This window comes from Bacillus cereus group sp. MG1, assembly GCF_040460035.1.
In the GTDB taxonomy this organism is placed as follows: Bacteria; Bacillota; Bacilli; order Bacillales; family Bacillaceae_G; genus Bacillus_A; species Bacillus_A cereus.
This window is the reverse complement of the sequence record NZ_JARVGY010000006.1, coordinates 42,608-57,555: the sequence shown is the minus strand read 5'-3', so window position 1 is coordinate 57,555 and position 14,948 is coordinate 42,608. Positions and strand designations below refer to the sequence as shown.

The following is a 14,948-nucleotide window of genomic DNA, read 5'->3' as shown; positions in this document are numbered from 1 at the left end:
TTTGTATAATGGGAAAAATTATAGGTATATATGGTGTGCAAAGGGGATTAGGCACAACAACAATCGGTCAATCATTAGCAAAAGTTATAGGTGAATCTAATTCAAAGGTACTGTATTTAGAATTAGATTATTTAAATGCTACATTTGCACATAAAACATCAATATCTAATCCAGAAAGAAATATGGAATTGTTTATGGAAAAGGCCATTCTAGAAGGAAGATTTGATATTCAAAAGTATATCTTGAAAAAAAATGAGGTTAGAGAGGGAAAGAGATTTTCCTGGTTTCCGAGTAATATGGAATTATTGACTTTCAGCAATGATTTTGCGGAAGAGAGCTTTCCTCGTTTCAAAACAAATGTAGAAACTTTAGTAGAGAAGTTCAGTAATGATTTTATTAGTAAATTAAAGGCACTAGATTATGATTATGTAATACTTCAGTTGCCTAATCAAATAGAAAATGTTTTTGGATTACCTATGTTAAGTAAATGTGATAGTGTAGTCAGTATTTTAACAGGAAATCCAATTGTTTTATCAAGATACAAGAACATAACAAATGTTTTTGAAAAGGCAAACTTGCAACACAAAGAGTGGGTACATGTATTTAATCTATGTAGCAATAAAATTGATGAAGAGGACTACAAAATGTTAGTTGATTTTGAGGTAACAGCTTGTATTCCTTATGATCCAGAAAGAGCGGAAATAGAGTTTTCACTACAGTTGGGATCAGAAACAATAGATGAATATATGAAAAATATTGCTAGGAAATTAGGGTGCTTTATCAGAAATGAACAAAATGGATTCCGACTTTTCAAAAGTAAATAGAATTGAATGATCTAGGGGTGGTGAAATTTATGGAAAATGTGATTTCTTTAGAAGATTTAGGTTACATACCTTTAATGCCAGAAAGGATTAATATAGAAACGTTTATTTATATCATCAAATCTGGAGGACACACATCTACAACTACTAATAAAGAGATACCTCAAGATTTAATTGATACTGTAAAGAAATATTTATTAGATGAACATAAAGAATTAATTCAAGAATCCTTTGGTGATGAAGTCAAAAAGAAAGCACTATGGGGTGTTGTTTCACAGTTCATTACATCACAGCCTAATATAGAAGGATTTACATTAGAACAACTTGCTAAAGGAATTGTAGACGCCGTAGCGGGTCTTGATGTGTTAGAAGCTTTTGCTGAACAAGACACTGTTACAGATATTATTTGCAATAACTGGGACGAGATTTGGATAAAGGATTTAGAGAAAGGGGATTATCTTTCAAATGTAACCTTTAAAAGTAAAGAAGCGTATCTAGCGTTATGTAATAAATTTGTAAACGCATCTGGTCAAACTTGGACACATAGTAAGCCGAAATGTGATGCCTATTTTTCAAATATGAGAATTAACTTAGTGGGCTTTGATATTTCGAAATATGGTGTTTCGTTAGCGATTCGAATATTTGGTAAGACTTTAAGAATCAATGATGAAATCATAGTTGAAGAAGGTCTTGCAAGTAAAGAGATGCTTCCACTCTTTACAGCGATGATGAGATCGCGTTCAAGAATCCTTATATCTGGAGAAACAGGTACTGGAAAAACGGAATTTATGAAATATCTCTTGGGTAAAAAAGTAAAAACCGATAAAACATTGGTATTACAAGACGTTGATGAAATGAATTTGAAACAAATTTATTCAAAGGAATGGAATTTAAGTACTTGGTTAACCAGGGAAAGAGAAGATTCTTCTACCTCCGTTACTTATGAAGATTTATTATCTGGTGTAGTCAGACAAACTATAAAAATTATATGTATTAACGAGTTAAGAGGGAGAGAAGCTTGGGGGGCAAAGAAAATAGCAGAAACAGGTCATGGGATTCTTACAAGTTTACACTCTCCAAGCGCAGCTGATAGTGTTGAACGCTATTCTAGTATGTGTTTAGAAGCTGTGAATATATCCAAGGAATATTTACAGCAAAGTATTGCTTTGAATTTTGATTACGGTATGCACTTTGAATTAATGTTAGACGGAAAACGAAGACTAACCGAAATTGTGGAGTATATCGGCTATGAAAATGGAAAACTAATTTATACACCTCTATATTTATTTAATGTTAAAGAAATTAAAGAATTCCAGGATGAACATGATCAAACGAAATTTATAATCAATGGTTCCCATGAAAGGGTAGGGAAATTGAGTGGTCGTATGATTAAAGAGCTGAAATTTAAAGGGATTAAAACGTCTGAACTTGAGGTTACAAAAGAACTTCCTGTAGTGAAAGAGGGGGAGAAATTAATTGGGATTTCTTAATTATCTTCCATATTTTTTGATGGTAGTTGCTATATTCTTTGTAGTTAATTTGGGAATCAATTTAATTCAAAGAAGAAAAAAAGGCAAGTTAATTGTTACGAATGAAAAAGATGATAGTAAGATAGTGAAATTTTTAAAGGGAAAAGGATTGTATAAATGGATCAGTCCTAACTATATTCTGAGGGAAAGTAAAGATTTTAATTGGAATTTATCCTTCAGGGATTATCAAATCATACTAATTATAGGGACTCTAGTTGGAGCTGTTGCATTGTATGGTTTTTTTATGTCATTAAGTACAACAATATTCGGGGTATTATTAGGAGTATCTCTTCCGCCAATCATTGGCTTTTATAAGCGTAAGAAATACGAAGAATATGTGGAAAATCAGTTGATGGTTTATTTAGAAGCTGTAGCAAATGCAGTTTCTACACATGAAAGTATGACACTAGCTTTTAAGAGTGTTTTGCCGTTACTACAATCTCCTATAAAAGATGATGTAGAAAGATGCTTAATCTTATACACGGAAGATGGAAAGAGTATTAGAGATGCCTTTCATTCATTCGTACAGAAATATAATTATAAAGATATTAAGCTCTTTCATGATATGTTAGACCTTATTTCAAAAACAGGTAAAGATACGGATGACATACTTTTAAATATTGCACATGAATTTCAAGATAAAAAAATATACCGTGCAAAATTAAAATCAGGTATGCAACCGCAAAGGAAAACATTCAAGCAAACGGCTATCATGCTTGCTTCATTACCGGTTGCAGCCTTGGCGATCAATGCCGATGATTACGTTGTATTTGCAAGGACGTTACAAGGAAGGTTCATTCTTTTAGCAATAATTGTAGTATGCATATTTAGTGCATTTAAGATAGAGAAACATTCTTTCTACGATCCTACAGAAGATATTACAAAAATAAAATAATAAGAAGGTGATAGAGTGAATCTATATCCTTTAATTTTACTATTTATCTTAGTCTTACTCTTTGTATTAGTGGTTTACAACCTGGTACTGGAAAGACAAAAAAGTAAAAGGTTTCAAATTTATAGCATTGTAAAAAAAAGTAAGGTGGCAAATAAAAGACAACCTATTTTGTATACAATGCTGTACCCAATTTTAAAATTAAAGAAGAATTGGATATCACAAGAACGTGAAAAAGAATTAGAGAAAAAGCTAAAAAAAGTTAATTCGAGTCTTACACCAATGGAGTTTATTATTAGTAAACTTACCTTCTCAATTATAAATTTTTTAGTTATAGCTAGTTTAATATTTTATGTTCCGGATTTAAAAATAGTAATTTTCCCTTTAGCTTTGGTATTTGCTGTTATGGGATTTTATGTGAAGGAATCTAAATTAAATAGTGATGTTAAGGCGAAAAAATTAAGACTAGAGCTTGAATTACCAGAGTATATGATTTCTTTAGCTTATATGATTGGAAAATACACAGCATATGAAGCTACTAAGAGATCAATAGAATATGCTTCAGATAATTTAAGACCACTAGTTAAAAATCTAATTGCACAAATTGAACTTGATCCGGGGGATTTTGAACCATATCTGGAATTTGCGCGTCAATTAGATATACCAGAAGCGTATCAATTTATGGTTTCCTTGCAACAAGCAATGGTTATGGACGAAAGTCGAAGTAGAGAAATAATTAATAATCAAATTAAGTTAATGAGAAGACTACGGGCAGAATCCTATGAAACATTAGTTGCATCGCGGCCAGGTATGGTCTTCAAATACCTTATTTCTACATATTTGTGCATTATTGTATTTGTGATAGGCTTCAGTTTTACATCTATTTATGAAAAGTTTGTTCATATGTTTTAACTAAATCGTAAGGAAAGACCAACTATGAGAAGTCAAGGGGAGTTTTTTATATAAATAGGGGGTGTTTTTCTAAAAAAGGGCGTGCCAAATAAACCTAAGGATTTTCAAAAAAAATGAAAAGGTCATGTTTCTGTTGTGTGAGGTGGTACTTCATAAGGCTTATTGCTTTTAAGAATGGCATAGATAATGTAACACAGCTTTCTAGCTACCGCCCCTATACAAACATAGTAGTGCTTTCCTTGCTTTCGTTTCTTTTCATAAAAAGCTTTTAATACAGGGTCATGTTTATGCGCTGTAATAGCCGCTTGGAATAAGGCTCTACGCAAATGAGAAGAACCACGTTTGGATATAGACGTACCTGAGGCTTCAAATTGTCCAGATTGGGACACAGAGGCATCAATGCCTGCGTAAGCGACAAGTTTAGATGGTTTGTCAAAGCGGTGAATATCCCCAATTTCACTTAGTATAGTGGCTCCTAAAATGGGCCCAACACCAGGTATTGTCATGATAGGAGTATCTAAATCAATTAAAAGTTGTGACATTTCTTCTTCACATTCTTTGATTTGATCTTCGATAAAACGAATTTGTTCCATCAACATTTTTAGTTGGAAGGAAAAAGCGTCTTTACAGAAGGTAACACCAAACGAATTAGAGGCTAATTCCATTAGCTTGTTGGCTGTTTTCTTCCCCAGTCGATTACGACTGGTTTGCTCAATTATTTGTGTTAAATCATCAATAGATATCTGTTCATAGTCACTAGGAGAGGCATATTCAAGTAAGATTTGCGAAGAAGTTTTACCAAAAACATCCGAAAAGATGCTTTGGTACTCTGGGAAAGTCTGATCTAATACGACAAGAGCTTTTCGTTTTAAATCACTCATATTACTTACAAGCGCATTACGAAAGCGGCTCATTTGTTTTAGAGCGAACATTTTCTCGTCCACAAGTGGGGTTTCAACAAAACGGCCGAATCGAATGATATCGGCAATCATAGTGGCATCAATGGCGTCTGTTTTTCGCTTTCTAATTTCTGTTCCTTTTCGCCAAGCATTGGTTTGAATTGGATTTAATACAACGACTGAGAAGCCATGATCAAGTAGAAAAGAATAAACGGCTAACCAATAATGTCCTGTTGCCTCCATTCCAATCAGTATTTCTGTAGGAGACTCAATATATTGGTACATCCAATTTAACAGTGCTTGTCCGCCTTCTTTATGATTCTGAAAGGGAAATGGCTTAGTAATAGGTTTTCCAGTTTGGTCGATAATGGACGCATAATGTTTATGTTTAGCGATATCAATACCTAAATAGAACATAGCTTACACCCCTATTTTAATCAGTGTTAGATAGTGTTGTCCTCCTCTGAACTAATAAGCGCTACTACCTCGTAAGAGATACGAAGAATGACCAATGGTCATCAACATCCAACTCATTCGTAAACTACTTATTAGACAGAGGTACCATTCTTTCAACCGAATACAAAGATTCAAGGAGGTGGTCGGCAACACTCTATCTACAAATATAAGTATCTCATATAACTAGATACTCACGGGTTTATAGGTAAATCCCTTTCCTAAAAAACCTAACTTTATCATACGAGGAGGTGGATTTCATGTATTACAAGTCACCTCTGGACAGGCTTTTCTTCAAATCAATATTTCTTGCAATATCTTAGTTGATAAAGCAAGAGATAGTTAGTTTAGTTTTTAATTAATCAAATAAATCTATTAAAAGAAGAGGAGAAATTTATTTATGAAAACATTAGAAATGAAAGAATTGAAAGGTTCAAGTAAGGGGAAGGTTTCAGCTTTATTAACTCGTACAAAACAATGGTTGAAAAATGAGTCTTCAGATGAAACATCAAATAAAGTTTCATGGACTTACATTGGTCTTGGAATGGCAGTTGTAGTTTTAGTTATCATGTACCCAGCATTAAAATCAGGTACTTTTAATGTATCTAATTACTTTACTTCAATTACTGGCGGCGCGAAGAGTGAGCCGTCTGGATGGTCAAAATAAGTTTTTAGTTGAAAGGGCGGTTGATCCGTCCTTTTCTCTTAATTTATAGGAAGGAGAAACATATACATGCAACAAGCAGTTACATATGTTGTTTTTTTCTTGTCGTTAATGTTCATTATTGTCTTTGGTGTAGAATTTGCAGGGCAAACAGTTGTTAACGTTAAGGCGAATGAAATTAGTGAATATGCTGTAAGTTTAGCAGAGAGGGATGGGGGCTTTACTCCTGACGTAATCGATAAAGTAAATCAAAAGTTAAAGGATAGTAATATGGATTCTAAAGATTGGAAGATGGAATATACACAAGGAAAAGTACAATTTAATCAACCTCTTACCTTCACTATCAAAGGGAAGTATAAATATAATTCGTTTAAATTACTTGAAAGAGGTATAGGTACCTTTGATGTATCAGTACAAAGTACTCGTTCAGGTGTAGGACAAGTTTATTTTAGATAATAAGCGGTCTTGAAGTGTACGGAAAGAATGAGCAAATATCGTTTAAGTTAAGATCGCAGTTTAGAAAATGTTCAATAGTAAGTAAATGATGGTTTAAATTAAATCGGAGTTCTTAGTAGACTTCAATATCGCTTGCTAGTACTTAGCAATAAAGGGTGAAAATATTTCAATTTCATTTGAGATATATTTTCACCTTTTTATATAGATATCTTCTTGAAAGAGCGGGGTATATGGGGAGTTAGTTAATTCAAAAGAAAAGGTAAGGAAGGGGCTATTTATAGTTCTATTCTAATAGGGGTGAATTTCGATGTTTACAAAATGTCGAGAAGTGGGGATTTTATTAATGTTAATACCGCTTTTACTAATAGCTTGTATTTTACAAGCAATGGGAGAGGTGAACGAAAAGGGAGCTCTATAATAATTGATCTTCTAATCAAATTTATGATGATTTATTTAATAGGTTATGTCACTTGTAGTTTTTTATGGAGAGTAGAAGCAGATTTCAAGGAGGGATAATATGAAACGTTTATCAGGAGAAGTGTATCAAGATGATGATCCTTTAGCTTTTGCAAAAGGATGTAAAAATGGCTTAATCATTGCCCTTCCCTTTTGGGTTGTAGTCATAGGTGTTGTAAGTTTTATTGTGTAAAAATTTCATAACAATGAAGGGGTGGAATTAATGATCGTTTCTAATGAAATTGCTGGTATTCAAACTAAAAAACAAGCGTATGAACTCGCTAGAAAAATGACAAAACAGGTACTTCATGAAGGTGCTGGATTAACATGGATAAGAACAACACAATCATTTTTAAGTGGTGCAATTCTTTACGTAAAAGATAAGTATAAAGAAAAAGCTAGGTTATCAGATGTAAGAGAATTTGTTTTGCAAAGCGAAGAAAAGGAAGGTTTTTTGGAACATATCACAGATCACTTAGAAAAAGGTCATCCTTCTTATCATGCGTTTTCAATTATGTTGACTTGTAAGGAATCTACAAGAATTCTTGTTATAGCTCTTTCTAATTTGTGTATGAGAACTGTAAAGGAGTGAAGAGATGGGGAAGAGAGTGAAAAAGGGGAAAGTGAAAATGAAAGATGATATTAAAGAAATAGAGGAATATACATCTAGTTGGGATGCACTGGATTTTTGGACTAGATTCTTTTTTGTAGGAACGGCAGCCTTATGTGGGACGATTTTATTAATTGCTGTACTTTCTTTATTTAATTGAATATTCATTTTAATGTTATTTGAAATTTAAAGGTAAGTGATGTGATTTAATTGAAGACTCGAAAATGCAAAAAATGCAATGGAACGGGAATGATATTTGGAAAAACATGCTCAATCAGAGGATTCAAAGTACATGAATCTATGGAAAAAACACCATGTACTAAATGTTTTGGTAAGGGTGTGAAATAGAGCGGAAATGCTATTGTAGTAGATTTAGAAATTCACTAGCGAGTAGGGATAAGATGTGTTTACCTAAGCAATATGAACTTGTAGAAAGAAAAGCAGAAATGATAAATGGTATTTTGAAATTTTATGATGAAGGGAAGCTAAAAGTTGTTCATAATACTTTCATAGAATTATGTGAATTAAATCCATATGCTGTAAGGGGATTTATTGTAAGGGAATTAGAAAAACGAGACTTAAAAGGCGTAGAGGAATCCTATGATATATGTTTGGAAGAAATAAGACAGAACGACCTTAATAAATGGCTGAGTAAAACGCCTAGAATAATATATTATTCAGGTGAAAAAGTTAAAACGGAGGTGTTACAAAATGGATGAGCTAAAAAGAGTAACTCAATACAAAGCTTCAGATGGTACAGAGTTTGATGTAGGTGTGGATAAAGATGGTTTGTATTATATCGGTGCTAAATTTCCGTTTTTAACAACATCAAAAGATGGAAAGTATACAAATAACTTTGCTGGTTATGTTGCTACTGATATAACGGATGAAATGACAGCTAAGGGGATCGCGTCGTTTGCTTTCTGTTGTTACCAAAGACAATTGAAGCATTATAAAGAATTAAATTAAACCAAAATTCCTAATTTTGTAGGTAAGGTATATTATTTGAAGTTTATTAAAAGATGGAGGCGTATGAAGATGGGAAAATATCAAATAGAAGTGGAAGTAACGAAAACCTATAAAGCTTTTGTTGAAGTTGAAATACCTGAAGGTGCAAATAGTGATAATGTTCAAAGATTAGTTGAAGAAAAAGTGGAGTCAATGGATCAAGAAAAATTAGATTATCAATCTACTAGTCATTTTGTTCTAAAAGTTAACGATATTGAATAAAAGCGTTAATTAGTTTCGAATTTTAATTTTGTTAAAAATGAAGGTGGACAATGCGAAATTAAGAGCTTTAAAAGGAAGTGTACGGATTTATGGGGGAAATCATACTATTTTTTGTTTGCGTGTACATTTTGGTGACCTTTGCTATTTATATGACAATAAAAGATTTTTACTTTGAACAAGAACAATCTGGTTTACTTGTTGTTCTTGCTGTATGTTCATTACCTTTATCGGCAGTGTTTACTTATTTTATAGTTCAATTGCTTGATTATATTACAATTTGATTTTTGCTTAGAAGTGTAAATTCAAGGAGGTAAGAGGGTGTGGGTTCTATAATTCCGCATTATTTGTTTGTAGTGTGTTATTCATTAGATGAGGTATTACAAGTGCATGAAATGGCGAAAGAAATTTTTAATCCGAAGGATCAAAGTGAAAAACTAGTAAGTCAGCTGAACTTAACTTCTTTTTTCGTCCTTTGTAATGGCAGGCATACAAGATGGGGAAATCAAGAAGAGTATATGAAAGCAAGAGAAAAGTATATTAAGTATCTTATAGATCGGGATATCCGATTCGTGGAAATAACAGAAAAAGAATTTAACAGATTTGAAAAAGCTTCGAAACAATGCTTTTTTTAGAAAATCGTACTTATTATGAGCATAGAAAAAAACAGCTTATCATTAATCAGCTAATTGATTGCGGTTTTTACAAGGATGGAAAAAGGCAGCTCTATGAATTAAAGCTTTTGGAATTAGAAAAGTATTTGAAAAACATTAAAAAGGAGAGAGTAATTCTTCATAGCTGATGCAAAGGAAGTGGAGTTAGTGGCATCTAAAAATAAGTTTGAAAAAGAACTGGAGAAAGCCGTGTTGAAGGTATTAATAAAACATTGGCGATTTTTCCTATTACTATCCGGTATATTATTTGTTTGGATTACAAGATACGAAATTTCAAATCGATTAATCCAGATTGTGCCAATTGTGAAAAGGGTTGTACATGTTAGTCTACTCCTACTATTTATTGGGACTATATTTTGGATAACTAGATGTATTGTTTTATATAGGCTGGAAAAGAAGTCTTATAAATACGTTTTAGTTATTCCTCATATGTCCGATGATGCTAAAGTAGATCAATTAGGAGATATGATTCGACAAGTGCATGGTGAGGGAAGAAAACCACTAGAACAATTGTGGAAGGGTCGCGATTGGTACAGATTACTTATGTATCAGCCGGAAGATATAGATGGGAAGAGTCAAAAGGTTCGATTTTATTTAGGTGGACCAGAAGAGAATTTAGCTTATTTAGTTAAAGCGTTTCGAAATGTATATAAGAACGCTGAGGTCATAGAACAAAATATAGAAGATATTCCGTTTCCGCGTAATAAATTGTTTGGTGGTGCTGTTGGCGGGAGAATGAAATTAAAGACGAAAAAGTCTTTATCATTAGCCCAGTATAAAACTGATAAACTCCCACAGCTTATAAGTGGAATGGAAGAAAAGACTTGGATTGATGTTTCTTTTTCACCAGATCGAGACTATCGATTAACAAGAAGAATCAAAAAAGAAGAAGCAGAATTAAAGGATCGAAAGAGAATAGAAAAAGATTTAGATGTGTTTCAGAAAACAGAAGCAAAGGTTTTAACGCAACGATTTTTAGGGAAAGAAACAGCGTTTCAAGTTTGTGTTTCTGTAGCGACTGAGGTATATCCTGGTGTCAGAATGCTAAAAGGTTTAGGGAATATCATAGCGAGTATGATGGCTGATGTAAATGAACTTCGTTACCGTTCGTTTCGTCGGTCTATTTGGCGTATCCCAATTCCTTATTACGGGCGTATGACTTGGACTGGATCAGAACTTGTTAATTTGCTTCACCTTCCAAATATCAAAGGTGATAAAGAGGATGTATCTGAAAATAAGATTCTTTATTTAGAAAGTGGAGAGAAAATGTTACCTGAAGGTATTTTATCTGAAGGGTTGGAAATCGGAACGTTAGTTCATCCTCTAGAGAAAAACCGTACAGTAAAGATATTGAATGAAGTGTTTAAAAAAATGGGATGTATAGTTGGAACTACTGGTGCAGGGAAAAGTACTGTAGCAGCTAATGTGCTAGATAGTGCTATGAAACTTTGGATTGAAAATCCAGATGATGCAAGTGGTTTTTCATTGTTTGATCCAACCCCAGATTTGGCAATTGTTATGTTAAATCGACTGTTAAAGGCTGAATTAGAAGGAGCAAAAATACCTTGGGAAAAGGTGCATTTCATTCGTTTTCGAGATACTGATTATCCACCGGCGATTAACTTATTACATTGTAATCCAGGTGAGGATATGCAAACGGTGGTTGACTCCATTTTTGATAGTATTAAAGCTCTTGTTCCAAATCCAGCCCCACAAACGGAGAGAATTCTAAAATCGATTATTGGAACGCTATTATGTGATGGAAGCCAAAAGCATTCTACATTAAGTATTATTTCATTTTGTACAGATGAATTGTTTAGAGAGCGTGTATTAGATGGTTTAGAAGGTCCAGAGTCAACGTACTATAGAAATGTTTGGAAAAATGAAATAGGGAACGCGCTAGAAGATAGTGTGCAGCCTTTGTTGAACCGATTGGATATATTCAGGAGCAGTACATACTTAAAACGTATATACGGGCAATCTGAGTTCGCTTTAGATATCTTTAATTGGATGGAAAAAGGACATATTATCTTTTACGATTTGTCAGGTATGGCGAATACAGATATTAAGTTAACGATTGGCTACATTATGAATCAGTATCACCGTGTTGTGCAAAAAAGACAGGTGGGGTCAAAATTACACCTAACGTTTATAGATGAGGCTCACAAAGTACAAGTTCCAATTCTCCCTAAAATTGTAGCGGAAGACCGGAAGTACGGATTGGGACTTTGGATTATTACGCAGCAAATTTCAGGACAGCTAGATAAGGAATTAACGGATGCTCTTACGGAAATAGGCGGTAATTTCTTTGTTTGTAGACAAGGGAAGTCTTCGGCTAAAACTCTAGAGGGAGTTATGCAAGGGAAATTTCGGGCTGAGTATTTACAAGGGTTACCCGACTTACATGCAGCCATTCAAACGCAAGATAAGTTTGAAGGAGAAGCGAAAAATGTGTGGTGCATGATAAAAGCGAAACCTCTAGACCGCTATAGACCAAATGGCAAGATTGCAACGTATGGAAATGATAAAGAAATTGCTGATTCTAATGAATGGACATACAAAAAAATAGGTGAATTGGAGAAGCGAGGAAAGTCAGCTGAAGAAATAGATCGAGAAATTAACCTTTTCTTATATGGCCAAGACATAACAGCTTCAACTAAAGTGAACTTGAAAAAAGAGGATGAATCACTCTTTGAAAAGGCCGAAAAAGAGGCGGCGCAAGAGGAATCGCTCTTTGAGAAAGCTGAAGAGGCGGCGCAAGAGGAATCGCTCTTTGAGAAAGCTGAAGAGGCGGCGCAAGAGGAATCGCTCTTTGAGAAAGCTGAAGAGGCGGCGCAAGAGGAATCGCTCTTTGAGAAAGCTGAAGAGGCGGCGCAAGAGGAATCGCTCTTTGAGAAAGCTGAAGAGGCGGCGCAAGAGGAATCGCTCTTTGAGAAAGCTGAAGAGGCGGCGCAAGAGGAATCGCTCTTTGAGAAAGCTGAAGAGGCGGCGCAAGAGGAATCGCTCTTTGAGAAAGCTGAAGAGGTGGCGCAAGAGGAATCGCTCTTTGAGAAAGCTGAAGAGGCGACGCAAAAGGAATCGCTCTTTGAGAAAACCGAAGAGGCGACGCGAGAGGAATCGCCTGTCATTATGGATATGCCTTTTCCCTGGGATATGGAGAACACCGATCATATTTTTTTAAAAGAGAAAGAGGAAATTAATTATCCGTTTGAAACGGGGGATGACGATAAAGAAAAGTATCCCGTTGAAATTAAAAATGAGGAATTACAGAAAGTAGAAAACGCTGAATCAAAAGAAGAAAAAAGTATCTTTGACTTTTGATGGTGGGAAGGAGGATGAAGATGATTTTAACCACTGAGGATGAACAATTATTGATGGATATTCATACACATATCTATTTAGATTTTGAATATATTCGTATGAAAAATTATCCTAATCATAAAGAAAAATCCGTCTACGCAAGACTGGCGAAACTAGAGAAAGAAAACTACATCAAAAGTGAAAGACATCCAGTAGCAAGTATTCGTGGGAAGCGTAGGCGATCAGGTAACGGATCAAATATTTATACACTTGATAAGTACGGGGTTGAAATGGTGCGGGAGTTGAGAGGGGAGGTTCATTGGAATTACAAATGGTCCAATCGAGTTGCGACTTTCGTTTATCATAGTTTGATGTTGGCTCATGTTGAATGTGCCATGTTAGAGCAATCAAAGGCAGACATCCCAATTGGAATAAAAGAATGGATAAATGAAGCAAGAGGAACGTTTCAATATGACAAAAATAAAAGTGCTGTTATTCGACCGGATGGATTGGCTGTTATTGGCTTGAAAAACAGAATCGAAGGTAATTATGGCTTGTTTTTGGAAATGGAACGTACTTATGGAACGAAAGAGGTTATCGAAAAAAAGCTACGAAGGTATAACGACTTTTTAAGCCGAGAGGAATCGGTTAAAAAATATGATCGATATGCAGGTCTAACATACCCAATAGAGAAATGGCGACTAATCTTTATTGCTGGTAATGAGGGACGACAAAAAGAATTGTTACGGTATATGCAAGAAATGGAGAGCCCGCAAGTACCTGTTTATGTCGTGATGTTTGAAGAAGTCTTACAAAATCCATTTGGAGCGATTTATCGGAACATCGAAAATCCTAAGGAGAAAGTGAGGTTATAAGAGGGTGTTTCGATTTGTACTTTCAACAATTGTTTCTTTTATAACGGCAGTTATTGTTTTAGTTGTATCAAAAGATTTTATTTTTCGTAGATTCCCAGAAGCACAACCGGTTTATGAAGAAATAAAATCTATGTTTTTAGAGATTTATGGAAGGTATGGCTGGGAAGGGTTACTTGTTGTAACAGTTGCAGTTATGGGCCTTTCAAAAGCATTTGATAAAAAAGGTTAGGAGTGAAATGGTGTGGGATTAAAAGAAAGGTTGAATAAGTGGAGGGAAAAAAGGAGGAAACCTTTCCGAATACCTTCGTATAAAGCGAAGAAGATCGGGAATGTGGTCTTCTGGGTACTCTTCTTATGGATGTTCACGGTTTCGATTACCGGGCTTATTACGAATAATAAATTGAAAGCAATGGTGCAAAAGGGGCCGGATTCTAAAGTGCAATTAGATCAGAATGGAGCTACACGGCCAGAAGCGGTAGAATTTACAAAGCAATTTGCAAAGGAATACTTTACCTGGAAACGTGGGGATAACGAGCGTGCTAATAGAGAAGGGCGTTTAAAACCCTATTTATTAGAAGGAGCAGACCCACAAGCTGGATTAGATATGCACAGTCTTCAGTGGGATGCAAATTATGTACAAGCTTCCATTGTGCGGGTAAAAGAGACTGGAAAACAAAGTGCAGATATGGTTCTTAAAGTGGATTATAAACTTACTCGTCAAGATGAAGGGAAAGACGTTACAGAAACAATTGCTGTACCAATTCAAACGGATGGAAAAGGGTTTATTGTAACAGGAAATCCTCAAGTGGTTAAAGTAGACAATAAAGCAAAAATCAAAGTTGATAAAGATGAAAAGCAGTCAGATGAAGCAGATTATAAAGCGAAACAAGAAATTCGCGACTTCTTACCAACTTTCTTCAAGTCTTACACAACAGCGACCCAAAAAGAATTGGAGTATGTATTACACAACAAAGATATTAAAGGGTTAGAAGGAGCGCTACACTTTGAACAAATCAAAGAAACGAAGGTATATGTAGGATCAAAGAAAGGTACGTTTGATGTTTATACAATTGCTGAAATGAAGGATGCTGTTTCAGAATCCAAAATGACAATGAAATATGTATTAACAGTTAAAAAAGAAGGAAAACAATATATCGTCACTGATATGACTGTGAAATAG

At 34.5% G+C, this 14,948-nt stretch carries 20 protein-coding genes; 19 read left to right on the top strand and 1 reads right to left on the bottom strand.

Features of this window, described 5'->3' with window-relative positions:
• Positions 1-8: 8 nt before the first annotated feature.
• Genes QCI79_RS33780 through QCI79_RS33765 form a run of 4 tightly spaced genes read left to right on the top strand, consistent with a single transcriptional unit; the run spans position 9 to position 4,154 of the window.
• A complete protein-coding gene (locus QCI79_RS33780) occupies positions 9-824 on the top strand; it encodes a CpaE/TadZ family protein (protein WP_000516215.1) in 816 nt (271 codons plus the stop codon).
• Positions 825-853: 29 nt separating this feature from the next.
• A complete protein-coding gene (locus QCI79_RS33775) occupies positions 854-2,311 on the top strand; it encodes an ATPase, T2SS/T4P/T4SS family (protein ID WP_000432468.1) in 1,458 nt (485 codons plus the stop codon).
• Positions 2,298-3,245 carry a type II secretion system F family protein gene (locus QCI79_RS33770; RefSeq protein WP_000506473.1) on the top strand — a complete coding sequence of 316 codons (948 nt, stop codon included), beginning with the start codon at positions 2,298-2,300 and terminating at the stop codon, positions 3,243-3,245. Before QCI79_RS33775 ends, QCI79_RS33770 begins: the two co-directional genes overlap by 14 nt.
• Before the next feature lie 15 nt (positions 3,246-3,260).
• The gene (locus QCI79_RS33765; protein ID WP_001055431.1) at positions 3,261-4,154 is read left to right on the top strand and encodes a hypothetical protein; all 894 of its coding nucleotides are present in this window, start codon (positions 3,261-3,263) and stop codon (positions 4,152-4,154) included.
• A 122-nt stretch (positions 4,155-4,276) separates the two neighbouring features.
• Here the strand turns inward: QCI79_RS33765 and QCI79_RS33760 are convergent, their stop codons facing one another.
• On the bottom strand, positions 4,277-5,470 hold the full coding sequence (locus QCI79_RS33760) for an IS110-like element ISBth13 family transposase (RefSeq protein ID WP_000499523.1): 1,194 nt from the start codon (positions 5,468-5,470) through the stop codon (positions 4,277-4,279).
• A 436-nt stretch (positions 5,471-5,906) separates the two neighbouring features.
• Between QCI79_RS33760 and QCI79_RS33755 the strand changes: the two genes are divergently transcribed.
• The 15 genes from QCI79_RS33755 to QCI79_RS33685 all read left to right on the top strand — a co-directional run bounded on the left by QCI79_RS33755 (position 5,907) and on the right by QCI79_RS33685 (position 14,948).
• On the top strand, positions 5,907-6,173 hold the full coding sequence (locus QCI79_RS33755) for a hypothetical protein (protein WP_000853549.1): 267 nt from the start codon (positions 5,907-5,909) through the stop codon (positions 6,171-6,173).
• Between the two features lie 66 nt (positions 6,174-6,239).
• A complete protein-coding gene (locus QCI79_RS33750) occupies positions 6,240-6,626 on the top strand; it encodes a DUF4320 family protein (protein WP_001183554.1) in 387 nt (128 codons plus the stop codon).
• Positions 6,627-7,143: 517 nt separating this feature from the next.
• Entirely contained in the window at positions 7,144-7,275 is a 132-nt protein-coding gene (locus tag QCI79_RS33745; RefSeq protein WP_000826653.1) for a hypothetical protein, read from the top strand.
• A 30-nt stretch (positions 7,276-7,305) separates the two neighbouring features.
• Complete coding sequence (locus tag QCI79_RS33740; RefSeq protein WP_000637299.1) at positions 7,306-7,674, top strand: hypothetical protein; 369 nt, start codon at positions 7,306-7,308, stop codon at positions 7,672-7,674.
• Positions 7,675-7,678: 4 nt separating this feature from the next.
• A complete protein-coding gene (locus tag QCI79_RS33735) occupies positions 7,679-7,852 on the top strand; it encodes a hypothetical protein (RefSeq protein ID WP_000520182.1) in 174 nt (57 codons plus the stop codon).
• Between the two features lie 241 nt (positions 7,853-8,093).
• Positions 8,094-8,411 (top strand): hypothetical protein, encoded by a 318-nt coding sequence (locus QCI79_RS33730; protein WP_000335789.1) that lies wholly within the window; start codon positions 8,094-8,096, stop codon positions 8,409-8,411.
• Complete coding sequence (locus QCI79_RS33725; RefSeq protein ID WP_000343902.1) at positions 8,404-8,661, top strand: hypothetical protein; 258 nt, start codon at positions 8,404-8,406, stop codon at positions 8,659-8,661. Before QCI79_RS33730 ends, QCI79_RS33725 begins: the two co-directional genes overlap by 8 nt.
• Positions 8,662-8,730: 69 nt before the next feature.
• Positions 8,731-8,922 (top strand): hypothetical protein, encoded by a 192-nt coding sequence (locus tag QCI79_RS33720; protein ID WP_000521607.1) that lies wholly within the window; start codon positions 8,731-8,733, stop codon positions 8,920-8,922.
• Between the two features lie 89 nt (positions 8,923-9,011).
• On the top strand, positions 9,012-9,203 hold the full coding sequence (locus QCI79_RS33715; RefSeq protein ID WP_000503868.1) for a hypothetical protein: 192 nt from the start codon (positions 9,012-9,014) through the stop codon (positions 9,201-9,203).
• Positions 9,204-9,275: 72 nt separating this feature from the next.
• Positions 9,276-9,554 carry a hypothetical protein gene (locus QCI79_RS33710; protein ID WP_003275708.1) on the top strand — a complete coding sequence of 93 codons (279 nt, stop codon included), beginning with the start codon at positions 9,276-9,278 and terminating at the stop codon, positions 9,552-9,554.
• Positions 9,542-9,721, top strand: a complete 180-nt coding sequence (gene fbpA, locus QCI79_RS33705) for a Fur-regulated basic protein FbpA (RefSeq protein ID WP_000898046.1) — start codon at positions 9,542-9,544, stop codon at positions 9,719-9,721. The genes QCI79_RS33710 and fbpA overlap by 13 nt, the downstream gene beginning before the upstream one ends.
• A gap of 19 nt (positions 9,722-9,740) precedes the next feature.
• The gene (locus tag QCI79_RS33700) at positions 9,741-12,914 is read left to right on the top strand and encodes a nucleoporin (RefSeq protein ID WP_015413262.1); all 3,174 of its coding nucleotides are present in this window, start codon (positions 9,741-9,743) and stop codon (positions 12,912-12,914) included.
• A 20-nt stretch (positions 12,915-12,934) separates the two neighbouring features.
• Positions 12,935-13,768, top strand: coding sequence for a replication-relaxation family protein (locus QCI79_RS33695; protein ID WP_000604211.1), 834 nt, complete (start codon positions 12,935-12,937; stop codon positions 13,766-13,768).
• A gap of 4 nt (positions 13,769-13,772) precedes the next feature.
• Entirely contained in the window at positions 13,773-13,997 is a 225-nt protein-coding gene (locus QCI79_RS33690; protein WP_000488267.1) for a hypothetical protein, read from the top strand.
• Between the two features lie 102 nt (positions 13,998-14,099).
• Positions 14,100-14,948, top strand: coding sequence for a conjugal transfer protein (locus QCI79_RS33685; protein ID WP_228161281.1), 849 nt, complete (start codon positions 14,100-14,102; stop codon positions 14,946-14,948).